At 35.9% G+C, this 22,937-nt stretch carries 20 protein-coding genes and 1 rRNA gene; 8 read left to right on the top strand and 13 right to left on the bottom strand.

All coding sequences use genetic code 11. The features are described from left to right. Window positions 1–243: ribosomal RNA gene (locus ABE34_RS24075) — 16S ribosomal RNA — on the bottom strand; the annotation flags it as partial. 562 nt (window positions 244–805) lie between these two features. Between ABE34_RS24075 and ABE34_RS24070 the strand changes: the two genes are divergently transcribed. After that, complete coding sequence (locus tag ABE34_RS24070; protein ID WP_197144916.1) at window positions 806–1,231, top strand: hypothetical protein; 426 nt, start codon at window positions 806–808, stop codon at window positions 1,229–1,231. Between the two features lie 311 nt (window positions 1,232–1,542). Here ABE34_RS24070 and ABE34_RS24065 read toward each other — a convergent pair whose 3' ends face one another. Continuing rightward, on the bottom strand, window positions 1,543–3,231 hold the full coding sequence (locus ABE34_RS24065) for a hypothetical protein (RefSeq protein WP_197144915.1): 1,689 nt from the start codon (window positions 3,229–3,231) through the stop codon (window positions 1,543–1,545). Between the two features lie 271 nt (window positions 3,232–3,502). Here ABE34_RS24065 and ABE34_RS24060 point away from each other — a divergent pair, with 271 nt between their 5' ends. The 3 genes from ABE34_RS24060 to ABE34_RS24050 all read left to right on the top strand — a co-directional run bounded on the left by ABE34_RS24060 (window position 3,503) and on the right by ABE34_RS24050 (window position 6,447). Continuing rightward, window positions 3,503–4,045 carry a lysoplasmalogenase gene (locus ABE34_RS24060; RefSeq protein ID WP_241747262.1) on the top strand — a complete coding sequence of 181 codons (543 nt, stop codon included), beginning with the start codon at window positions 3,503–3,505 and terminating at the stop codon, window positions 4,043–4,045. A gap of 105 nt (window positions 4,046–4,150) precedes the next feature. Then, window positions 4,151–5,380, top strand: coding sequence for a peptidase T (pepT, locus tag ABE34_RS24055; RefSeq protein ID WP_197144914.1), 1,230 nt, complete (start codon window positions 4,151–4,153; stop codon window positions 5,378–5,380). Between the two features lie 89 nt (window positions 5,381–5,469). After that, entirely contained in the window at window positions 5,470–6,447 is a 978-nt protein-coding gene (locus ABE34_RS24050; RefSeq protein ID WP_197144913.1) for a DMT family transporter, read from the top strand. 109 nt (window positions 6,448–6,556) lie between these two features. On the opposite strand, the gene ABE34_RS24045 is transcribed toward ABE34_RS24050, so the two are convergent. Together ABE34_RS24045 and ABE34_RS24040 are read right to left on the bottom strand one after the other, a co-directional pair. Beyond that, window positions 6,557–7,048, bottom strand: a complete 492-nt coding sequence (locus tag ABE34_RS24045) for a GNAT family N-acetyltransferase (RefSeq protein WP_197144912.1) — start codon at window positions 7,046–7,048, stop codon at window positions 6,557–6,559. A gap of 884 nt (window positions 7,049–7,932) precedes the next feature. Further along, complete coding sequence (locus tag ABE34_RS24040; protein WP_197144911.1) at window positions 7,933–8,364, bottom strand: DUF4395 domain-containing protein; 432 nt, start codon at window positions 8,362–8,364, stop codon at window positions 7,933–7,935. Window positions 8,365–8,483: 119 nt separating this feature from the next. On the opposite strand from ABE34_RS24040, the gene ABE34_RS24035 reads away from it, so the two are divergent. Next, window positions 8,484–9,191 (top strand): Fe-S oxidoreductase, encoded by a 708-nt coding sequence (locus ABE34_RS24035; protein WP_197144919.1) that lies wholly within the window; start codon window positions 8,484–8,486, stop codon window positions 9,189–9,191. Window positions 9,192–9,625: 434 nt separating this feature from the next. On the opposite strand, the gene ABE34_RS24030 is transcribed toward ABE34_RS24035, so the two are convergent. From ABE34_RS24030 to lanKC, 6 genes are all read right to left on the bottom strand, one after another. Next, window positions 9,626–10,459, bottom strand: a complete 834-nt coding sequence (locus ABE34_RS24030) for a class I SAM-dependent methyltransferase (protein WP_197144910.1) — start codon at window positions 10,457–10,459, stop codon at window positions 9,626–9,628. A gap of 290 nt (window positions 10,460–10,749) precedes the next feature. After that, window positions 10,750–10,872, bottom strand: a complete 123-nt coding sequence (locus ABE34_RS24025; RefSeq protein ID WP_197144909.1) for a class III lanthipeptide — start codon at window positions 10,870–10,872, stop codon at window positions 10,750–10,752. Window positions 10,873–10,972: 100 nt separating this feature from the next. Continuing rightward, window positions 10,973–11,104, bottom strand: a complete 132-nt coding sequence (locus ABE34_RS24020) for a class III lanthipeptide (RefSeq protein WP_197144908.1) — start codon at window positions 11,102–11,104, stop codon at window positions 10,973–10,975. 100 nt (window positions 11,105–11,204) lie between these two features. After that, entirely contained in the window at window positions 11,205–11,336 is a 132-nt protein-coding gene (locus ABE34_RS24015) for a class III lanthipeptide (RefSeq protein ID WP_197144907.1), read from the bottom strand. Window positions 11,337–11,393: 57 nt separating this feature from the next. After that, window positions 11,394–11,522 carry a class III lanthipeptide gene (locus ABE34_RS24010; RefSeq protein ID WP_197144906.1) on the bottom strand — a complete coding sequence of 43 codons (129 nt, stop codon included), beginning with the start codon at window positions 11,520–11,522 and terminating at the stop codon, window positions 11,394–11,396. A 41-nt stretch (window positions 11,523–11,563) separates the two neighbouring features. Next, window positions 11,564–14,167 (bottom strand): class III lanthionine synthetase LanKC, encoded by a 2,604-nt coding sequence (lanKC, locus tag ABE34_RS24005; RefSeq protein ID WP_197144905.1) that lies wholly within the window; start codon window positions 14,165–14,167, stop codon window positions 11,564–11,566. A 1,306-nt stretch (window positions 14,168–15,473) separates the two neighbouring features. Between lanKC and yfmF the strand changes: the two genes are divergently transcribed. Both yfmF and yfmH read left to right on the top strand, forming a co-directional pair. Further along, window positions 15,474–16,748 (top strand): EF-P 5-aminopentanol modification-associated protein YfmF, encoded by a 1,275-nt coding sequence (gene yfmF, locus ABE34_RS24000; protein ID WP_197144904.1) that lies wholly within the window; start codon window positions 15,474–15,476, stop codon window positions 16,746–16,748. Between the two features lie 5 nt (window positions 16,749–16,753). Continuing rightward, window positions 16,754–18,037 carry an EF-P 5-aminopentanol modification-associated protein YfmH gene (gene yfmH, locus ABE34_RS23995; RefSeq protein WP_197144903.1) on the top strand — a complete coding sequence of 428 codons (1,284 nt, stop codon included), beginning with the start codon at window positions 16,754–16,756 and terminating at the stop codon, window positions 18,035–18,037. 169 nt (window positions 18,038–18,206) lie between these two features. On the opposite strand, the gene ABE34_RS23990 is transcribed toward yfmH, so the two are convergent. Next, window positions 18,207–18,887, bottom strand: a complete 681-nt coding sequence (locus tag ABE34_RS23990) for a GNAT family N-acetyltransferase (protein ID WP_197144902.1) — start codon at window positions 18,885–18,887, stop codon at window positions 18,207–18,209. Window positions 18,888–18,899: 12 nt separating this feature from the next. Continuing rightward, window positions 18,900–20,012: a mandelate racemase/muconate lactonizing enzyme family protein gene (locus ABE34_RS23985; protein ID WP_197144901.1), complete on the bottom strand. Its 1,113-nt coding sequence runs from the start codon at window positions 20,010–20,012 to the stop codon at window positions 18,900–18,902. Window positions 20,013–20,094: 82 nt separating this feature from the next. Here ABE34_RS23985 and ABE34_RS23980 point away from each other — a divergent pair, with 82 nt between their 5' ends. Beyond that, window positions 20,095–21,336, top strand: a complete 1,242-nt coding sequence (locus ABE34_RS23980; RefSeq protein WP_197144900.1) for a hypothetical protein — start codon at window positions 20,095–20,097, stop codon at window positions 21,334–21,336. A gap of 79 nt (window positions 21,337–21,415) precedes the next feature. Here the strand turns inward: ABE34_RS23980 and nhaC are convergent, their stop codons facing one another. Further along, entirely contained in the window at window positions 21,416–22,861 is a 1,446-nt protein-coding gene (nhaC, locus tag ABE34_RS23975) for a Na+/H+ antiporter NhaC (RefSeq protein WP_197144899.1), read from the bottom strand. Window positions 22,862–22,937 lie beyond the last annotated feature (76 nt).

Raw genomic sequence — 22,937 nt, 5'->3', positions numbered from 1 at the left:
GGGCCCATCTTATAGCGACAGCCGAAACCGTCTTTCAGTATTTCACCATGAAGTGAAATAGATTATTCGGTATTAGCCCCGGTTTCCCGAAGTTATCCCAAACTATAAGGTAGGTTGCCCACGTGTTACTCACCCGTCCGCCGCTAACGTCAAAGGAGCAAGCTCCTTCTCTGTTCGCTCGACTTGCATGTATTAGGCACGCCGCCAGCGTTCGTCCTGAGCCAGGATCAAACTCTCCATAAAAGAAATTTGATTAGCTCAAATTGTTTTGCTGGCATCATGTTTGATGTCCAAAATTTTGTTTCTTTCACTAACTCAAGGTTAGCTACTAAAAACTTTATTGATTACGTTTTGCTTGTTCAGTTTTCAAGGTTCATTTCGTTGCTGTTTTCTCAGCGGCAACTTTTATATAATATCATGTCGCAAACTCGATGTCAACAACTAATTTATTTAATGTAGATGTTGTTTTCAGTAGTTATCTTAACGACTTGTATAATACTACACCGATAATTCAAAAAGGTCAACACTTTTTCTGATAAAATTTTATACTTTTTCATTTCATTGAAAAGCTTCCTATATAATAATTGATTTAATTTCAGTTTAATTTTTAAGTGTTCCAACTAAATCACACTTATTGAAAGGTGATTAATTAGAAAGCACATTGTTTTTTCACGTTTAGAAGTGAGCAACTTTTTTAAAAGAGCAGTTAAATGTAAATATAAATTAAACAAAAAGACTCTTTCCTTTTAATTTAATTCCATTAATACTAATAGATGACCACTATGCGAAAAGGAGTTATGTAAAAATGTCCTATATGAACAAAGATCTTGCTCGTACATTAGAACAACAACATAAGCGAAGTGTTAGAGGTTTGTTTTTAAAAATCCAAGACTTAAATAATAATTGTACATTATTAATAAAACGGCTTGAGCCACATATCGACTTAGCAGTTTATAAGCATGCTATTGATTACGTCAATCAATTCGTTTCCCATACGACCATCCTCAACTTAAAATTCATTACAAATACACAAAATTTAGAAGTCGTTGTGTTACATACACTTTTATTAACGTATATAGTAGAAAACGAAGATTCGTTTACTTTTGAGTATGAACATAAATTACTCCAAGGGTATATTCATGAAATATTTGCGTTAAACGATCATGCCAAAGCACTTTATAAAAATCACCAGGAGAAGATGCTTCACTATATGGAATCTCAACCAACATAAAAAAGACGATCTTCGTAGCGCATTACTACTCGATCGTCTTTTTTTCTTCATTCAGTAGAAGAATCCCACTTTTAAAGGTGCTGAGATAAATATGGATATGGTTCCTTTCAAATGGTACACAGACACTACCGAAATAGAGGAACTCGGTCTAAGAGCGCCACGTCCTGTGGCATTACCGAAATGATCAACATCGTGTCGGCCCTCGTGTTGCTGACGCTACGTTATCACTGCGATTTCGCACAAAAAATATCTGCAGGCCTAAGCACAATTCAAATTCGGGACGCAATTACGCCAAGGCGAAATTGGTTTCTTTATTTATTTTCGTCTATTAAACCTTTAATAATCATTGATCGAACTGGTAAGAACTGCTCTCCTGTATCACCATAAGTGAGAATGACATCATCACCTTCTTGTAAATAAATCGCAAGTGGTTCTGTTTCCGAGCTTACCAAATAGTTTTCTCCATTATTAAGTAATAATGATACAACTGTATAGTCACCAAGACGTTCCTTGTATACGCGAAGCACCTTTCCACTTACATTTTTCTCTTCTGCCTTTGAACTTCCCTCTACTGTACTTCCCCCACGACTTAAGGCTGTTTTATATAATTTCAAAGCCTCTTTAGGAGTCGGCGCATAAACGGAAATTTCAGGATTTGCCGCAGATACGATGAAATAATTTTGTAAGAAACCATTTGAATCAAGCACCGCAGTTAGCCAGCTAGCCTCACCGTAAAAGTTATACAACACTGGCATTTCTCCAGACCATTTCTTCTCTATAAATTTCTTCTCAATAATTTGCAAGTTACCTTGGGAATCCATATAGGAAGCGTCTAAATTTCCAGTGTAATAAGTTGCTTGACCTGTTCGGGCATTTGTTAATGAATAGCCAAGCATTGAATCGACACCTTCTTTAGGGCTCGTAAAGTCTGTGAAATAATACATATCGCCCTTCTCATCAAAAATTGGGCTAACATTTGCCTCTGTTCCCTCATCTGATGGAAGTTTTACATCTTTCTTACCAAACTTACTATTCCAAAATCCGTGTACATAGTTACCGAAATAACTATTTTGTAAACTTACTGTCTCTGGAGAAACCGCTCCATCAATAAATTCTGGGACATCCTCCAGCTTGATCACTTCTGATTTTCCTGATAGCGCATCTACAAGCACAATCCCTTTTACATCAAAGCCATTACGTGCTGAAATAAATTCACCATATGAACGGATGTAGTATGGCTTACCTTCATCATCTATTTCAAGTTGAACATCTCCGCTAAAAATAAGGAATGGATGTTGTAAACGTATATGACGCTCTAAATTTGAGTTTAAATAAGCAGACGGTACATACTTCATTTCCTGCTCAACAAATTTAGGATTATCCGCTGAATCCGTTGCACTCATTATAAAGTAACCTGGAGTCGTTCCGCCATTGAACCATTTAAAGAAACCAGAGAACTCAACTGGTGCTATATAAACATACTCGCCATTCACTTTTTGAATTTGTAAGCGCCCTAACTCGTAATAGCTCGTATTCGGTACTTGCCCGAACGCTTTTTTCATCTTATTACGTGCAAATTTAGGAGGCACACTAGCTGGAGTTTGTGTTTCATCGAATGGTTTTATTTCAACCTTTTCCTTCATTTCAGCTGATTCAAATTTTTCATTCGCGTTCCATAAAGGTGCTGATAATACAAACACCGCAACAACTAAACTAGCTAAAAATAAAACACCCTTTATTTTTCTTTCAATACCATTTGCAAGTAGTGCGCCGCCTAATGTTAATAAAATAATAGCGGGCCAAAAAGCAAGCCAGTTTACATCCATTTTTGTCATATAAACTGTTATGCTAGTAGCTAAAAATCCTAGCACAAATACACCTATAAAGAAGTATCCAATTACCTTTTTAGATCCTTCTTCTCGTTTTTTCGTTATAAGCGGTGTTAATAACACACTCGCGATTAATCCAATGACTGCCGAAGCTATTAATAGCTTGGTCATATCGTTCACCCTCTCTTATCTACCGTCCACTTATTTACGGCTACATACTAAAAAAGTTTCATTCATACGATGAGTATAGAAACCCTTTTGTAGATTTCCTTTACAAAAGAATAAAGGAAATTCTGACATAGATAAAGAATTTCAAAGAAAAGGAGATGAGAATTTTGTCTAAAAAAATTTTATTAACATGTATTATTTTGTTTGGTCTTTATTATATTTTTTTCTTTCCCATATTACCGAAAGCTTGATACTTATCTTTAAAGTTATACCAATGCTGTTAATCATTATTTTAGCCGCTTTACCAAAAAATTTAGGTGTTAAAAAGTATCAATTACTGATTATTATCGGACTTGTATTTTGTATGGTCGGTGATTATACGCTACAGTGGTTTCTTATTGGGCTATCAAGCTTCTTAATCGGCCATATTTTTTACATTTTCGCCTTCTTATCTACTAATGAACGACAAGTACCTACTTGGGCGAAGATTGTCTTACTCGTTTATGGGGTAAGTATGGCTGTGTGGATTGCAGGAACAGTGTTTTCATCAGGAGAAGTCGTGCTTGGTATCGCGGTCATTGCCTATATTTCGGTCATATTAACGATGGGTTGGACTGCGATTCGAACAGGTTCTAAATTTGCAACGATTGGGGCTCTGCTATTTATCTCATCAGATTCCTATTTAGCTATTAACAAGTTTGTTATGCCCTTACCATTTTCACACGAGGTAATTATGTTGACCTATTACGGTGCCCAAATACTAATTGCGTTAAGTATCCTTCAATATTCCGAAATCCGAAGTAAAGTGTTACAATAATATCAATTATGCCTCGGTATAATTCCGTGACATTTACCAGAGGCTAGCGGATGTTTCCGACACCCGCTGAAAGAAGTTAAACATACACACTAGGAGGCCATACTTATGAAAGAACAAGTAATCGAGCGTTTAATTCGTTATGCAAAAATTGATACACAATCTGATTTCACAAGCGAAACAACTCCTTCAACTCAAAAGCAATTTGACTTATTGCATGTACTAAAAGATGAACTAGCTGCAATAGGCTTAACTGATATTACATTAGATGAAAATGGTTATTTATTTGCGACACTCGAAGCAAATACAGATAAAAATGTGCCTACTATTGGTTTTCTAGCACATGTGGACACTACAACAGATTTCACTGGTACAAACGTTAATCCACAGCGCATTAACAACTATGATGGTGGAACAATCAAGCTAAATGAAAATCTAGCGATGTCGCCAGCAGATTTCCCAGAGCTAAATAATTATGTAGGTCAAACGTTAATTACAACGGATGGTACGACATTATTAGGTGCTGACGATAAAGCTGGTATCGCAGAAATTATGACTGCCATGGAGTACCTGGTAAAAAATCCTTCTATTAAACACGGTAAATTACGTATAGCGTTTACGCCTGATGAAGAAATTGGTCGCGGTCCTCATAAATTTGATGTGGCTACCTTTGGAGCAGACTATGCTTATACGATGGATGGCGGACCTCTTGGCGAGCTACAATATGAAAGCTTTAACGCAGCAGGCGTAAAGGTTGTGACAAAAGGTACGAGTGTACACCCTGGTTCTGCAAAAAATAAAATGGTCAATGCTATCACAATGGCAATCGCCTTCCAACATGAAATGCCTACTGATGCCGTACCAGAAAAAACGGAGGGCTATGAGGGCTTTATTCACTTAATGGGCTTTAACGGTGCAATTGAACATACTGAACTTTCTTATATCGTCCGCGATCATGACCGTCAAAAATTCGAGGCGAAAAAACAATTAATGCTTGAGGCTGCGGCAAAAATTAAAGCTCAATATGGCGAGGATGCTTTAAGCATTACAATAGAAGATCAATATTATAATATGGGTGAAAAAATTGAACCTGTAAAAGAAATCGTTGACGTTGCACGCACAGCAATGGAAAAGTTAGATATTACTCCGATTACATTACCAATTCGTGGCGGTACTGATGGTTCACAGCTTTCTTACATGGGCTTACCAACACCAAACATTTTTGCAGGCGGCGAAAATATGCACGGTAAATTCGAATATGTATCTGCGGAAACAATGGAAAAAGCAACACAAGTTATTATTGAAATCGTACAGCTCTTTGAACAACAAGGAAAATAGTAACGAAGAAGGGTTCACCCCTTCTTCATATTTTTTATAAATTGATGACCGAATTTTCAAATTACACAAAGGGTTTTGAGGTGACTGTAATGAAAGAAATTGCATTAGGCATTTTAGCCTCTCTTTTTTTTGCTGTTACATTTATATTGAATCATGCAATGGAAATGCAGGGCGGTAGCTGGCTATGGAGTGCATCCCTACGCTATTTCTTTATGCTACCGTTTTTACTGGCGATCGTCTTCTATCGAAAAGGCTATTCCCAACTATCAAGTGAAATGAAAGCACAGCCTGTAGGTTGGCTTCTTTGGAGCTTTATTGGGTTTGTATTGTTCTATGCCCCACTGACATTTGCAGCAGCATTCGGTCCAGGATGGCTCGTTTCCGGAACGTGGCAATTTACAATTGTCGCTGGCGTATTACTCGCTCCCCTATTTGTTTCAGTAGTAGCTGGGAAAACAGTACGTCAAAAAATACCACTTATTTCATTACTAATTTCCTGTGTCATTTTAGTCGGCATTTTATTTATCCAAGTACCACAGGCACAATCTGTTCCATTTAAAAGTTTAATGCTTGGCATTTTACCTGTTGTCATCGCTGCTTTTGCATACCCTCTCGGTAACCGAAAAATGATGGAAATCTGTGGCGGACGCATCGATACATATCAACGAGTTCTTGGGATGACCATCGCCTCCATGCCCGCATGGATCATTTTAGCCATTTATGCAATGGCAACGGTAGGGCTCCCTTCAAGCAGCCAAGTCATACAATCATTACTTGTAGGTATAAGCTCTGGTGTCATCGCCACTACTTTATTTTTCATTGCGACTGACCGCGTTCGCAATCATCAAGGCAAGCTCGCAGCAGTCGAAGCAACACAATCAACTGAAATACTCTTTGTCATTATTGGTGAAGTATTGTTGCTCGGCATCGCATTCCCAAATCCAATTGCTCTCACGGGTCTAGGTGTCATCATTGTTGGCATGCTATTACATAGCTACTATACGATGATACTAGGAAAAAAGAGTGCTGTTCCTGGCAGTAATTCTACTGAAAGATTGGAAATTTAAAAAGAGGTTGGTACAAAAAGAAAATGTTAGACCGATTGTATTTCGGTCTAACATTTTTTTGATTTATGGAGGAACACTCTACTCATCGAAGCGAAAAAGTTATTATCTATTAGAGACACTTATATATCATTGTTTTAGATGTTCCTACTATTTCATAATCTTTAAAGCCTAGTTTTTGATACATATTAATGGCCGTGTCATTTTCAAGGTCTACACTAAGTGAAATGGTATTGTATCCTTCATCCTTTGCTTGTTGAATTATGTTATGCATCAGTAAAGTTCCCACTCCTCTTCCTCTTACTTCTTTCGAAACAGCCATTCCTATTTCAGGCGTATTGTCATCAATATAACCATAGCTTTTATTATTGTCATTAAACAACCTATACCAGACTGCACCAACAGTTTTATTTTCTGCGTCTACAGCAATCAACGCTTTATCTCCCTTCCTCCCCCAACCTTCATGATATTTCCTTATGCCAGGCGCGTTGAGCAAAGCTTCTTTTGATGGTTTATTCTCAGCAATATGAATAGACTCATATAACATATTTAGAAAAAACTCAAACTCGTTTTTATCACCTTCAAAATTTCTAATATAAAACATGAAATAATCACCCCTTTTTATTAAGGTATATTATATATTAAATTGTAATTTTTGGTATAATTATTAAAGTGTACGATATATATATTAGTGTTGATTGGAGTGGAGACTGGGCGAATCCTTGGGGATCAGCGGTAGAGGAACGAAGGCTAAAAGCATCACGTCCTGTGATAACACCTTCGTGACCAACATCCTGTCGCTGCCGCTACGTTGCACTGCGCTTTCGCACAAAAAACATCCTGTCGCTGCCGCTACGTTGCACTGCGCTTTCGCACAAAAAACATCTGTTGCCCCAAGCGACTCATCGGACGCCCCCAGGAAGCTTTGCTCTGTGCGAAAGCGTAGCGGCAGCAACAACAAATGTTTTATCTGTGCGAAAGCGAAGCGTCAGCAACAACAAATGTTTTATCTGTGCGAAAGCAAAGCGGCAGCAACAACAAATGTTTTAACTGTGCGAAAGCAAAGCGGCCCCAGTCGGAACGGAAATCATCTCCACGTTGTGGGGTGAGTTCATTTTTAAAGGAATACTTTGAAGATTTATCGGAACATAATCTCATTTTATCGGAACAATTTCAGCTTTTATCGGCATAATATCTCGTTTTATCGGAACAGTCACGGTTTAATCAAAAAAAGACGACTCAGTCACAATGGAATGAGTCGTCGAGAGATTTTACGTTCCCAAAAAATGAGGGGGGTTTTAGGAGCGTTATCATGAACTAGCAAACTTCTGGAGAAAAGTAGCTAAAGTCCATCCTCTCTACACTGTATTGCAGATGAGGAATAATCTTTATACGATAATGATAATCATTATCAATTATAAAGTCAACAGTAATCTGAAAATTTCTTAAAGTTTTTTAAAAATTTCTTTCCGACGAAAGAAATTAATGTCACAATGCCTTCTTCAGCGAACGACGGTATTGCCATTGCTTTACCTGAAAATGTAAGAAACAACCTATACAAAAGCCTGCAATTGCAACCGATGAAGCTACAGCTACCATTCCCGTAAAGATATAACCAACCATCTGCCATTTAAGCCAGTATCCTATAATTCCACCTGCTAAACATAAACTAGCAATACTGGAATTGAATTTTTGCTGCTGCGCATCCTCTGGTATATATGTAGATGGCGCCTTTTTTAAAAACAGCTTCCCTACTCGAATAATAGGATTAAAATTGCATAAAACACCAAGTAAATTTGCTATTAATGGAATTGCTAAAATCCAAAAGACGCCTGATATCCACGTTAGAATGACGCTTACAAGAATCGTCCATTGATTGAGACGAACGAGCGGCCTTGGAATTGCAAGTGGCTGTGACATTTAAAAACCTACCTTTCAGATATGTTTAATGTATTTTACTATATTGCAATCCATTTGTGAAGCAAAAATGATTAATTTATAATAAACGTAACAGATAATTGAAAGAAAAGGTGATGACCATGCCAGCATTAACGATGGATCAAGTTCGACAATTGAATTCCTATAGCATTTATACGACAGAGCCAAAGCGGACGTTATTTACATTAGCAGATATACATAAAGACTTTTACCACCCTGATTTTTTAAACTTGATGATGGGTATTACAGATGCAGCAACAGAAACAGCCGCTATTTCTCACTTTGCACGCCGCTACGGTATGTTTTTTGCTATGCAACTTTACATGCTCGCCGCCTATGATGAGGTGTGGAATGGTAAACCGATCGAGCTTCGCTTTGATGCAGCAAAAGAATTCGACAGTTTTACGGTTGCAATGTTTGTTAACCCAAACGATTGGCGCTATGTCGAGGAGGAAGAACGCCAAGCTGTTATTGAAAAGATTCTATATGATGGGCACGTTATCGTTCAGCAGCTTCGTAAAGTAACATCCATTTCCCCTCTCACTATTTGGGAAAACTTCTTTGGCTATTTACTTTGGCACTATCATGTATTGCTTTCTAACCCCGGGCTTGCCGATCAAGCGATGGAGGATATTGAAACTTTAGAGGACCCTAAAACTTGGGCGCGCTTCTCCAATAAATCTTGGTGGGCGCAATATACAGAAGGTCAAAGCCCCACTAATTTAGTGAACGTCCCAGTACGAAAATCATGTTGTTTTTCCAAAGACATCCCTGGTTTAATGGCTTGTGGCTTTTGTCCGATGAAATAAAAGTCCCCTTACCAAAAAGCCTTACCTCCTAAAATGTTGAAAGGTAGGGCTTCATAGTGTTAAAAAGCAAAATAGTTGAGGAAAAAATGGGTTGAACTATTTCGGCTCAATAGGGCAGCGTATAACATGCGCTCCATCTGAAGTGATGTTTGAATCGCGAGAATAAGCAGGTGAAACACGTAGCACGAAATTATTATTTTTTGAAGGGGTAATCCTTCTCAAAAACAATAATCACTCCTTCGAACAAGTGTCTTAAAAATAAACATTAGTATCATTTGTAATTCTACTCATAATTTCACCTGAATTATTAGCATCATAAAATTCAACTGAAAACCTCACTATTCTTTTGTATATATGTACTAGTTAAAGTCTACTTTGTAGTTTTAGCTGCTTCAAAATTTGTCTTCTTGATCACGAGATTTTTTTAATCCTAATTATTTTTTCTTTAAAACTACAGCAAAGAAATCACATTTGCTTTCGTAATCTCCACCATTAACATCCGCGTACAACTTTTCAAGGGAAAATCCAGCTTCATTAACTTCTTTTTCTAAATCTTCAATGCTGAAATACTGATTCCAGTAATGGTAATTCACTAACTCACCATCACCAAAAACTAGAATACTCTTTTGCAAAGTAACTTTATTAGGATATTTCATTGACGCGTGCAAGCTTAAATGTTTCTTATCTGATAGTGGGCTATTTTTTCTAGACAGACCCCACACTGAATTTTGTTCGAACTTCTCAAAACTAGTTTCTGATAACACATCTAATAGAACTAATCCTCCTGGTTTTAAACCATGGTGGATATTTTTAAGTATTTTTTTTCTATCCTCTGGACTAAAGACACTATAAAGCTGATAAATTATTAAAGCTAAATCAAACTCATTTTCAATCTCAAAATCTGTAATATTTTCAACTCTATAATCTATTGATAAATCCTTTAGTTTCGCTTCCTTAATTGCATAATCAATTGAATTTTTGTTAAAGTCTACACCAACAACTGAGTATCCCTTCGTTGCTAATTTTTGAGAATAGAGCCCAGGCCCACAGCCTAAATCAATAATTTTTCTATACTTCTCTACTGGTGCAAGTTTATTAATAAAATCAACAGTTTCATCAATAAAACTACTTTCCCTACTACCCCCAGGTAAATTCTCATCTAAATGAGAATTCAAAACAAAATCAGCTCTATCTGGATCAAGCCAGATTTCTTGTGTTCCTGGCTCAAACGGCTCAGGATTTTTTGCTATTTCTAGTAAATTTTCCATTTTTATAGACTCCTATTAATTGTTTTTATGGATTTTGATTATAATATAGAAATTCCTGTTTACTTAGTTGAACTCCAACTAAGCAAACAGGAGATAATTAGTATTTGTTATTTTGATGCAAAAACAAAAACGGTGTTCGTCTTTTTCACAAATAAATCCTATGTAAAAAACCGAGGATTCGTTTAGCAATGATTACTCGCTGCCGAAGATATTAATTACTTTTATTTGTTCCTGTAACCCCGCAAGAAGTGCGAGAAACGAGTAGAAATGACTTGTTTAATATAAAAATACTAACCCTTTGTTATTGTTGTTATTGTTATTGTTATTGGTATTGTTGTTGGTGTGATTTCCATTGCTTGGCCTTTACCATCCATGTCATGCGCCAACTTTTGTAATTCCAATACTGCGTTCATAGCTGTCACCTCCTGTTCGATCCCTTTTCCTAATCAAAGGGATTAGCTGGTGATAGTACAAATGACCACTTAATGTTGAATTAAATAGACTCATATAAATTTAGCAATTTTTACTTACTGTAGAATGAAAAGTAATTGTTGTTAATGTTATTGTTGTTGGTGTGATTTCCATTGCTTGGCCTTTACCATCCATGTCATGCGCCAACTTTTGCAATTCCAATACTGCGTTCATAGCTGTCACCTCCTTTTCGATCCCTTTTCCTAATCAAAGGGATTAGCTGGTGATAGTACAAATGACCACTTAATGTTGAATTAAATAGACTCATATAAATTTAGCAATTTTTACTTACTGTAGAATGAAGAGTAATTGTTGTTAATGTTATTGTTGTTGGTGTGATTTCCATTGCTTGGCCTTTACCATCCATGTCATGCGCCAACTTTTGCAATTCCAATACTGCGTTCATAGCTGTCACCTCCTTTTCGATCCCTTTTCCTAATCAAAGGGATTGGTCTAGCAGTGATTACTTACAGATCCAAATGCTTACTGATGATACGACTGTTGGTGGTGGGTATGTAAATGTGATTTCCACTGCTTGACCTTTACCATCCATGTCATGCGCCAACTTTTGTAATTCCAATACTGCGTTCATAGCTGTCACCTCCCTTACTTAATTAAGAGTATTTATTAAATCTACACTAGTACTGATAGATTCTTGGCTTTTGTTCTTGCTAAAAACTCATCTGAATTGACTAGCGGTAGCCAATAGAGTGGATTCTCTTTAACTACTCCCATTAATGCTAAAATTATTCCTGAGCTACCTGTATAAACATCATCTGATAATCTATAAGAAAATTGTCCTGGATATACATAATAACCATTTTTCTCAATTAAAAAGATATTAAGTAAATTTAATACCTCTTTAAGTATTCCCTCACGTTCTGTCCCTTTTTTCACCATTGATAGAATCAAAAGGAAACCACCGGCACCATCAAATAAGGTCCCACTAATTGTGCAACGCATCTTTGATAATTTTAAAATTGCATCCATCTCTTCTTTATAAAGGTCTTGTCCACTCACATGGTTTAAAAACCAAATTGAAATAGCGACTCCAATTGACCCTCCAGAAAGGTATGGCAATAAACGATTTTTACTATCTAATGTTTGTAATATGCCGGTTGTATCATCTTTTCTTGTTGATTCTAAATCTTTCTTTAGTAATACTTCAGCCTTTTCTAGATATTTTTTATCTTTAGTAGCTGAATAAAGTGCTGAATAAAATAGAGATACACCAGATAATCCATCAATTAAACCTATATCAACCGCCATCCAGTCATTAACTCTTAACGGCTCATCTTTAACTCTGTTAGCTTCAATAGATTCTTCTATTTCTTTTGCTAGTTCTAAATACTCTCCATTTTGTGTTTCAAGATATAAACTAATTACGAATAAACCTATTCCTGAAAGACCTGAGCGTAAAGAAATATCAGTTTCGTTAATATTAGATTTTAAATTCTTCAACTCATTTAAGACTACTTCTGTATACCCTTTATCATAAAGTAATGCTAATATTCCCGTTTTCCCAGTAAATAATCCATTATCTTCAATTAGAGATATATTATCTAATAAAAAGCTTTGAATCCATTTATCAACTTCTTCAGTACTAGATATATTTTTAGTAAGTGTAAAAGCAGCACCACTTCCTCCAGTTAAGAAGTTAAATTCCCCCCCACTCATCTCATACTGGCGAATGTCACCATTAATGAGCCTTTCGTCGTTTGTTAAATTATTTTCAAGACCTTTTACTAATTTGTTAATAATAGAAGATACGTTAAAGTCACTTGTCTGATCGCTAAAGTTAATTTCTTTAGGATTATACTCTTGATAATCTTTTATTCTCTTATCGCATTTTTCTTGTAAATCTACAATGAAGTTATAAAAATCCACCCCGTAATTTTCCTTTAACCAATTAAGATGGTTATATTGTAGATATCCTTCTAAATCTTCTGAAGATAACACTGGTAGTGCTACATACCTTACCAATCTCTTTAATCCAAACCAATCTCTTGCACCACTAACTTTCATTTCCTGTGAAGAAAATCCAGTTGTAGCCATAATAGGCTTGTCTTTAGAGTCTACGGGCATAGCTGTTTCAAAATCTATTATTCTAACAGTTAAATCCTCAGTTACCATTACATTTGCTGGTTGTAAATCACCCATAGCAACTCCACTTTTATGCATATCATCTATTAGTGTGAAAAGTTGTAATAGTATCTTTTTAACATCTTCAGCGTGATCACTTAGACTATCACTGTAGAATGGATATTCTTGAGCAATCCATTGCCTTAAGTCTCGCCCTTCAATGAATTCTTCTACTAAGAAATAGTGTTCCCATTCTTGGAAATAATCAATAAAATTAACAACACCGGGTACATCTTTAAGCTTTTTTAAAGCATCATATTCGATTGTTTGCCTTTTTAGGGCGTCTTGAGCTGCTCCATCTAAACCGGCATTTGGTCTAGCTTCTTTTATAATTACTTTCAAATTATCGTTCTTGCGAGTTGCAAGATATACTCCACCAGCGTTACTAAAGCTTAGTGCTTTTTCAATCTGATATTGCTCTAGATTGCTTTCCCCTCCAGTTTTTAGGTCACCCAAATTATTAATAGAATTAAGATAATCGTCGAAATCTTTCACAAAGTCAGGAACCAGGTAAAAGGGATTTCTTTGATCTTTAATTAAATTACCTTCCTCATCTTTAATACAGTGTTCCCCATGTTCATTAATTATTCCTTTAAATCCTCCGTATCTATAGTACACATTGCTATTTTTCCATCTCTTATCATTAAGAATATAAGGTCCTTTATTGAAGTCCTGTGTTGCTAAAGAAATAGTTTCTAACAATTCAACAAAGACTTCGTTATTCTCAGGATAAATTGTAATATATTTCCCTGAAGAAGCACGATTAGCATTTTTCGAATTCATCTTCATAAAGCTCTGTCTATCCTTAAGGTGTTTGAACTCAATCTTCTTATCTATACATAACCGTGCAACCTTATCTAGGACACCTTGTGAGTCTTCTAATGACGAAGTTACATGAATTTTCCACCCTTGCTCTGGGAGTATTTGGCCCTTTACATGATAGTGCTTCCAAACCGAGTCACTATCCGAGATAACGACATATGTATCAGGAATCTTATTCAGTTCATATGTATTGTCATTTTCTTTCGCCTCAATTTTTCCGTAATATTCTGATTTCGGTTTCAAGTACTGATGATAAAGCATATTCCCTTCCACAAAAAACCCCTCCATTTAATTATAAAATCTAATATTTATAATTTATTTATCCATATTTCGAAAGATAATCCGAAATTATAACTTGATAGCTTTAACTCCTTAAATAGTTTAATGATAGATATGATTTTAACTTTGGATAAACAAACTCTCTTTCATTTCAAGACTCCCAAAATAATAATCATTATCCTATTTTGTTAATTATTAGCATTATCTAATCATTCTTTTTGGATGTCAATGAATTTTTGGTTTTTATTTGGATTTACTAGAATAATTTTGCATATATAGTATTTTTACGAAGTGTCGAATGTTGGCGTTGGTCATAAAATTAAACTTCGTAGAAAAGAATTGGGCTTAAGACACGCTGATCATAATCATGAGGGTTTATTAGTCAAATTGAGAATAGTATTACAGTTAAAACGTGAGGAATCTAGGAATCATTGCAACAAAGCTTGCTGTCTCAATATCTATTTTATTGAGGATGAAAGTGAAGACTCTAATGAACTCTTCTTCTTACAGAAGAGAGTCTGCAGTTTATTCGGGAGAAACGATTACGCGGTAAGATTTTTTATATTATAGTCTCCGACGCATAGTTTCATTAACAAATTGTGCCGAAGCGATCGCGTATACGAAACAAGTGCTTAAATTATTTGAAGAGCATAACATGAAGCGTTGACAAGTAATATCGTTAACTGAATTATCAGAAATCTTTTCATTTAAGGTGAGCACCAAGCGTCTCATATATCCAGGAGCTTTTGACACTCTGGATAAATTTGGCGTTAAAGAAATCGTATGGAATGCTATTAAACAATTCCAGGGAAATAAAAACGATAGTTCCTTTTTTGAATTTGACTTAACTCTCTGATCTAGGTTATCCTATTTTGAATAATATTACAAATTAAATTAAAATTATCCAATTTAGGTATGCATTCTACTTTTACTCTATCTAATATACCATTCATAGCAGAGAGTATTACATGTATACACTCTATTGCTATATTACTGGATTGACATCTTAATCATTTCCCCTTTATTGCAAAGAATTTTGAAGAGTTTTATTAGATTGTTTTTAAAAATTATTTAAATACAAATACCTTTTAAAGTTAAATATGTTTCCTAGTTAGATTGTATATTGAAACGTAATGAATATACCGAAATTTTAGATGACTACTGATGTATATTTCTTGTTTAAAAAGGATTATCTAAACAAGAAAAGCTGAAATTCACTTGCTGTTTTTTAGGATTAAACAGAATTGTCGGAAGAATAACCAAAATAGCGTAATTACATATAAGAAAAGGGCGATAGTAGATGGAAGACATATATATAAGTTCATGCGAAAAAAACGGGTTACAACTTCACCTATGTAATACAGATAAATTTAAGACAATTAGTATCATGTTGACGATGAAAGCACCTCTTCAAGGGGATGTAACTACTTCAAGAGCAATAATCCCCCATATTTTGAATGGAGGAACAACAAATTACCCGAATCGTAAGCTATTAAAGCAAAAACTCGATGAGATGTATGGAGCAAATCTCTCTGCAGATGCACAAAAAAAAGGCGAAGATCATATTATTACTTTTAGAATGGAGATCCCTGCAGATAGATTTCTTAATGTGTCTAATTCTTTACTGAAATCATCTCTTGATTTATTGCACGAAGTTGTTTACAGTCCAATACTTGAAAATGGAGTATTTAATTCTGCCATTGTCGAACAAGAAAAACGCGCCTTAAAGCAACGACTTACTGCAATATATAATGATAAAATGCTATACGCTTATGATCGTTTGATAGAAGAAATGTATAAAGGAGAACCGTATCAGCTTTCTGCATTCGGGAGAGAAGAAGATCTCACTTCTATTAATGCTACATCTATTTATCAAGTATATGAAGAACTTCTTCAAAACGCTCGCTTTGATTTATTCATCGTGGGTGCCTTTAATCAGAATGAGGTTGAATCAATGGTACAAGATGTATTTTCTGAACAACATAACAACAAACCTATAAAGATGATTTATTCAAATAGAAAAGATGTAAATAGTGTTAAGGTTATTGAAGATAAAATGCACGTAAAGCAAGGAAAGCTTTTTTTAGGCTATAAAACTTTCTCAACAATACAAGATGAGGACTATGAAGCTACAAGGGTGGCAAATGCGATTTTCGGGAGGTTCCCCTCTTCTAAATTATTTATTAATGTACGTGAAAAGGAAAGCCTAGCTTATTTTGCTCTTTCGCAATTAGAAAGCAATATAGGATTGTTAATGACAATGGCCGGAATTGAATTTGCTAACTATGAACGTGCAGTCGAAATTATAAGAGAACAAGAGTATGCAATGAAAGTTGGTGACTTGACCGAGGCCGAAGTTGAACAAGGTAAAGCAATGTTAATTAACCAATTACTAGAAGCATATGATACTCCTCTAGGAATTATGGACATAACTATTCAAGCAATTGATAGTGGATTATCTAACAATATAAATGATCAGATTAAAAGAATTAGCACGGTATCAAAAAGCGATGTCATTCGTGCTGCTAATAAGTGGGAGCTCGATACAATCTACTTCTTAAATAGAAAGGAGTAAATAAAATGAAGTCAGTAGTTTATAAAAAGTTGGGAGAGACAATATATTTTGAAAAGCTCGCAAACGGTCTTGAAGTTTTTGTACTTCCTAAGAATGGATTTCAAAAAACAATTGCGACATTCACAACAAAATACGGTTCAGTAGATAACAACTTCTCACCTCTAGGAGAAGATTATCCTACTCAATTTCCAAATGGAATTGCGCATTTTTTAGAACATAAAATGTTTGAAAGTGAAGAGGGTGACGTCTTTCGTACATTTGCAGAGCAAGGAGCCTCTGCTAATGCATTTACAAGTTTTACTCGTACGGCCTATACAGTATCAGCTACATCTGACATAAACAAAAATCTTACAACTCTTCTGGACTTTGTTCAAGATCCATATTTTACAGATGAAACGGTAGATAAGGAAAAAGGGATCATCGAACAGGAAATAAAAATGTATGACGATAATCCAGACTGGCGTGCACGATTTGGCATTTTAGAAAATATGTATACAAATCATCCAGTGAAAATTGATATAGGAGGAACAATATCTTCTATTAATCAAATTACTAAAGAGGATTTATACTCTTGCTATAATACTTTCTACCATCCTAACAATATGTTATTTTTCGTTATTGGTCCTGTGATTCCTGAAGAAATAATAAGTCTCATTCGAAACAATCAAGAGCAAAAAACATTTCGAGAATCTGAAGAGATTCACCGCATATCTCCTGATGAAGATGCAAAAGTGAATAAAAAATCAAGTATTATGAAATTGCCAGTTCAAACACCTAAAGTTTTCATTGGATATAAAGAGCCTAACCCTATAAGACAAGGTAAAGAGCTACTTAAATATGAGTTATCTCTAAATGTTTTACTTGAGCTAATGTTTGGTAATAGTTCTGAAGCGTACGAAAAAATGTACGATAATGGATATTTAGATGGAACGTTTACTTTTGATTATACAAATGAAAAGGATTTTGGTTTTTCTGTAATTGGCGGAAACAGTCAAGAGCCAGAGGAAGTCATAAAAATTGTAAATGAGACTATTGTTGGATTTAAGAAACAACCATTAAAGAAAGAAGATGCACAACGTGCAATTAAGAAAGAAATTGGTACCTTCTTAAGTGCCATTAACTCGCCTCAATTTATCGCTAACCAATTTACACGTTATCGTTTTAATGGTATGGATTTATTTGATGTCTTACCAACACTTGAAAATCTAACTGAAAAAGATCTTGAAGAAGTACTACATTTACACTTTTGTGAAGAATCAAGAACAACACTAATAGTAAAAGGAGAATAAATTAAAACAAAAGATTCCCCGGTCTAGGTAGTGAAAACGCCCAGCCGGAACGGTAATCATCCCCTCGCTATGCCCGAAATTCATACTTTCTTTAATAGACATCTCATTTTTGGTAACAACACGAAAGCCTTACCCCCAAAAAGTAAAAGGTAAGGCTTTTTTCTGTTATTTATTTTTCATAAACGACGAACCAATCATTTTGATCCTCATACATAGAAGTACCTGTATAGCCCTGCTTTAGAAGCTGTTGCTGACCAACTGTATCCCCCATCGAGATCGACTTCTTTTCTGTAAAGATTGGTAGCTCTTGTCGCAAGTCCTTATAGAAAATATATCGTAGCTTATCTACATACTTAATCTTTAATCCCTTTACGACTAATCCTTGTGAAAATTTATCTTTTAAACTAGGGATATTATATGGCTTGACCGTTGAGCATACATAATCATATTTTGCTAAATCGATATGACTCATGACAATTTTGGCTAATGTTTTTTGTAATCCGTAGCCACGATATGTCGGTGAGACATTCGATATTTCTTGGTATAAAACTTTATGAAATTCATCCTCGCCAATCTCACAGTCATAGCCAAGGTGCTCGTCATCGACAGGTGGATTCAATAGTGCGCGAAAGGCGATTAACTCCCCCCCTACGTAAGCACCTATCATCATGCCATTGTCGCTTAAAATATAGTTAAATTCCTCCGTGCTTAATGGCTGTAATATACTTTGGTCTGCTAACGATTCATAAACCTCATGCTGCAATTTTTCAATTTCTTGCATATGTTGAAGATTTAATGTTGTAACAAAAAACGGCGTTTCCCCAAGCATACCTTCATAAATTTTCTCCATTTCGCCGCCTCCTTAGTCTGTTACAATTGTTGAGAACTTACATAATTCTTTAAGGATCACTTCATCTACGTCGACACCTAATCCTGGTTTTTCATTTAAACAGATAAATGGAACATCATAGTGTAAGTTTCCGACATCCTTAGAGAACTTTAATGGACCTGTTAATTCTACACTTGTCATTATTTTTTTAGAGAATGCTACGTGGAAGCCAGCTGCTGAACCAACGGATGATTCTACCATTGAACCGATTTGGCATTCAATTCCTGCCATTTCAGCTATAACTGCTAGTTTCATAGCAGGATAAATGCCACCACATTTCATTAATTTAATATTAACCTTATCTGCAGCACGCTTTGCGATAATTTCACGCATTTCACGTACACCACGAAGTCCTTCATCAATCATTAATGGAACATCAGATTTTGACTTCACCTCTACCATTCCATCAATATCTTCACTATCTACTGGCTGTTCTAACCAATCGATATTCAGATCTTTTAATGCACGTAAACCTTGTAATGTAGTGGATGCATTGCCCCACCCTTGGTTTACATCTACACGGATTGCAATGTCCTCACCAACTCGTTCACGCACCGCTTTGATACGAGCAACATCACGAGTTACCTCTGTTCCTACCTTCATTTTAAATGATTGATAGCCCATTTCTACTCGATTAGCTGCCTCTTCTGCCATTGCCTCAGGTGTTCCAATGCTCAATACATGGGTAATCGGGAATTTCTCATGATAACGTCCGCCTAGTAGTTGATACACTGGAACTTGTAACGCTTTCCCTGCAATATCAAAACAAGCAATATCAATCGCTGCTTTTGCCGCTGGGACATCTTTCACTACTTTGTTCATTTTATCGTGAAGCTTTTCAAAGGCCATTGGATTTTCTCCAATGATTGCAGGAGCAAGCTGGTTCTTTAATAGCGCGTATGTGCTCTCCCACGTCTCCCCTGTTACGTGTTCATCTGGTACAGCTTCACCGTAGCCTACAATCCCTGTGTCTGTCGTAACCTTCAAAATAATAGAAGGCATCGTATCATATGTAGCATAACTGATGATAAATGGATCAATAAGTGGTAAATGGATTGCAAAAATTTCTACTTGTTGGATTTTCATTTTTATCAGTCTCCTGTATAATATAGTTGTCGCTAATACGTCGCTAATTATCAAAAAAATATAGAAGCAAAGGAACATGCCTATGTCTACTAAAATAGCGGTTATCTGCTCTAAAGCATTTATGAAGCGTATAAATAGTATCGCACAAAACATAGAGAATATTCAAATAGATTTTTATCTTTACAAGCAACCTACAGAGGTACCCGTTTTGTTAAAGGAAATTAAGCCATGTGATGCACTTTTATTCGGCGGAACGTTGCCCTATTTACATGCCCAGCCCGCACTGTCAGAACTGCCAATACCTTGGAATTATATAAAACAAGATGAGACGGCAATTTCTACAACTTTATTATCGCTTATAGCGAATCATGCGGTACCTTTAAATAGAATTTCCATCGATGTTATGGATCCAGCTATCGTCGAAAATGTTTTAACAGAAATAGAGTATGTTGGTCCAAAACCATATATACAGGCTATTTCTATCACTGAACCTACTCAATTAATATTGCAACATCATATCGCTTTATGGGAGGCTAACAGCATTGATTTTGTTATAACAAGTATTCATAGTGTTTTTGATGAATTACAAGATCTTCAAATACCGGCAATGCGCATGTTAGATGCAACTAACTCCATTGTTCAATGCTTAGAGGAAACGAAATCCCAATCACTTCTTACAAAGTCCGAATCTGTGAAAGCTGCCGTTGGACTATTAGAGGCTTCTGAAAATAACCCTATAGACGATAACATGCTCACGCAAATCACAGCAATTACGCATTCGACTTATAAAGAAATTTCACCGTATTCTTTTGAACTATATACGACAGCCGGCCATTTGCAAAAAGCACTCGAAAAAGAGAACTTACAGAACTTATTACAACAAAGCGATCAGTCGTTTAAGCTAGCATTCGGGTATGGTCACTCTATAGTTGAGGCTAACCATAATGCCAAGAATGCAATAACATTTGCTAAACCTTGTGAAATTTATATACTCGATGAGCATAAGAACTTACTAGGTCCATTCCCGAAATCAGACCTGAGACTAGCTTTAAAAACAGATGATCCATACGTTTTACAAATGGCAAAGCAAACAAGCTTAAGTCCATTAAATATTTCTAAGATCATTCATTTTAGCCGGGAGCGCCAATCGGCACAATTTACTTCTCATAACCTTGCAGAATACTTACAAGTTACACGCCGCACAACAGAGCGCATTATTAAAAAATTAGTGGATAACGGCTATGCTAAAGTAGTTGGCGAAGAAATGCCCCACCAACAAGGTCGCCCACGTACAATTTATGAATTGAACTTTGCAGTCTATTAAAAATTGACAAGCTCTCGCAGGATTTTTTTCGTCCGCGAGAGCTTATCATTAGAGAAAAGTGAACTTTTAACTCTTGGATTTAGTCAGCTATGACCATATTAGAATCATTTAGTTCCTCCTCTTTTTTGCGCTTCTCTGCTGCTTCCATTTCTTCAGGTGTCAGCTTAACAATCGCAAATCCGATGTATGCATAAAAAATCGAAATAATAGGTACTAGGAAGTTAATAATTGCATATGGCGCGTATTCCATTGCCCCTACACCCAATGTTGCTAAAATAAAGACTCCACAAGTATTCCATGGGAAGAATACAGAAGTTAGTGTTCCCCCATCTTCTAACGCGCGAGATAAGTTTTTCGAATGCAGGCCACGCTCTCGATACACATTCGCAAACATACGTGATGGTACAACAATTGAAATATACTGCTCAGAACATGTAGCATTTGTTGTAATACATGCAGCAATCGTTGAAGCAACTAAGCTTCCTGTAGATTTTGCAAATTTCACAATGACATCCATAAGTGATTTTAACATGCCAGAATATTCTAACACCCCACCGAATGTCATAGCCACGATTGTCATTGAAACCGTATTCATCATCGAATCTAAGCCACCACGGTTAAATAGGTTGTCCACCATTTCATTGCCAGTCGAAATAACAAATCCTTCTTGTAAAGCATGTACAGCCATTGTAGGTGTACCGCCTTGTACGAAGATTTGTAGTAAGAATCCTGAGATAATTCCGACAACTAAAGCGGGAATCGCAGGCACTTTTTTCGCTACCAATACAATTACACCAACTGGTACAAGCAGTAACCAAGGAGAAATAACAAAGCTTTCCTCCATTACTTTTAATGTTGTTAAAATGCTTTCTGATTGCATTGAAATATCCGCGAAACTTCTTCCCATAATTCCAAATACAACGATTGCAATGACTAACGCTGGAATAGTCGTATAAAGCATGTGCTTAATATGATCAAATAAGTCGGTACCTGTTAAACCTGCTGCGAGGTTAGTAGTATCCGATAATGGTGACATCTTATCACCAAAGTATGAACCTGAAATAACCGCTCCGGCAATCATTGCTGCAGGGATTCCCATACTTAAACCAATACCCATTCCAGCAACACCGATTGTAGCCATCGTTGACCATGAGCTACCAATCGCCAATGAAACAATTGAACATAACAGCATGATTGTTACTAAAAACCAAGCTGGAGAAATTAATTTTAAACCAAAATAAATCATTGTCGCTACGACACCGCCGCCAATCCATGCGCCGATTGTCAAACCTACTAAAATAATAATAACAATTGCAGGTAAAGCTAGACGTATCCCCTTATACATCATTTCCTCAATTTCCATCCATTTAAATCCATGCATTTTGGCAACTACTGCTGCTACAGTTGTACCGATAATAAGTGGTACGTGAGGACTTTGCTCTAACACAACTACTGTAATTAACATAGCTATAATCATTATTACAAAAGGCAGAAGTGCCCAACCAGCATTAATATCTTTTTTCATGAATCCATCCCCTTTTTTTGCACCAGTTGCCAAGCTTGTTTGTCAAAGACGCAAATAATTTTTTACGTTTTTTAGC

Source organism: Lysinibacillus sphaericus (assembly GCF_015844675.1).
Lineage (GTDB): Bacteria > Bacillota > Bacilli > Bacillales_A > Planococcaceae > Lysinibacillus > Lysinibacillus sphaericus_E.
This window is presented reverse-complemented; position numbering and strand designations above follow the sequence as displayed.

Excerpts from the sequence above, each read along its gene's own strand:
- ABE34_RS24020 (WP_197144908.1), bottom strand. The coding sequence starts at position 11,104 with ATGAACGCAGTATTGGAATTGCAAAAGTTGGCGCATGACATGGATGGT.
- ABE34_RS24025 (WP_197144909.1), bottom strand. The coding sequence starts at position 10,872 with ATGAACGCAGTATTGGAATTACAAAAGTTGGCGCATGACATGGATGGT.
- ABE34_RS23980 (WP_197144900.1), top strand. The coding sequence starts at position 20,095 with ATGTCTACTAAAATAGCGGTTATCTGCTCTAAAGCATTTATGAAGCGT.
- nhaC (WP_197144899.1), bottom strand. The coding sequence starts at position 22,861 with ATGAAAAAAGATATTAATGCTGGTTGGGCACTTCTGCCTTTTGTAATA.
- yfmF (WP_197144904.1), top strand. The coding sequence starts at position 15,474 with ATGGAAGACATATATATAAGTTCATGCGAAAAAAACGGGTTACAACTT.
- ABE34_RS24070 (WP_197144916.1), top strand. The coding sequence starts at position 806 with ATGTCCTATATGAACAAAGATCTTGCTCGTACATTAGAACAACAACAT.
- ABE34_RS24010 (WP_197144906.1), bottom strand. The coding sequence starts at position 11,522 with ATGAACGCAGTATTGGAATTACAAAAGTTGGCGCATGACATGGATGGT.
- yfmH (WP_197144903.1), top strand. The coding sequence starts at position 16,754 with ATGAAGTCAGTAGTTTATAAAAAGTTGGGAGAGACAATATATTTTGAA.
- ABE34_RS23990 (WP_197144902.1), bottom strand. The coding sequence starts at position 18,887 with ATGGAGAAAATTTATGAAGGTATGCTTGGGGAAACGCCGTTTTTTGTT.
- ABE34_RS24065 (WP_197144915.1), bottom strand. The coding sequence starts at position 3,231 with ATGACCAAGCTATTAATAGCTTCGGCAGTCATTGGATTAATCGCGAGT.
- ABE34_RS24035 (WP_197144919.1), top strand. The coding sequence starts at position 8,484 with ATGCCAGCATTAACGATGGATCAAGTTCGACAATTGAATTCCTATAGC.
- ABE34_RS24030 (WP_197144910.1), bottom strand. The coding sequence starts at position 10,459 with ATGGAAAATTTACTAGAAATAGCAAAAAATCCTGAGCCGTTTGAGCCA.
- pepT (WP_197144914.1), top strand. The coding sequence starts at position 4,151 with ATGAAAGAACAAGTAATCGAGCGTTTAATTCGTTATGCAAAAATTGAT.
- ABE34_RS23985 (WP_197144901.1), bottom strand. The coding sequence starts at position 20,012 with ATGAAAATCCAACAAGTAGAAATTTTTGCAATCCATTTACCACTTATT.
- ABE34_RS24040 (WP_197144911.1), bottom strand. The coding sequence starts at position 8,364 with ATGTCACAGCCACTTGCAATTCCAAGGCCGCTCGTTCGTCTCAATCAA.
- ABE34_RS24015 (WP_197144907.1), bottom strand. The coding sequence starts at position 11,336 with ATGAACGCAGTATTGGAATTGCAAAAGTTGGCGCATGACATGGATGGT.
- ABE34_RS24050 (WP_197144913.1), top strand. The coding sequence starts at position 5,470 with ATGAAAGAAATTGCATTAGGCATTTTAGCCTCTCTTTTTTTTGCTGTT.
- ABE34_RS24060 (WP_241747262.1), top strand. The coding sequence starts at position 3,503 with ATGCTGTTAATCATTATTTTAGCCGCTTTACCAAAAAATTTAGGTGTT.
- ABE34_RS24045 (WP_197144912.1), bottom strand. The coding sequence starts at position 7,048 with ATGTTTTATATTAGAAATTTTGAAGGTGATAAAAACGAGTTTGAGTTT.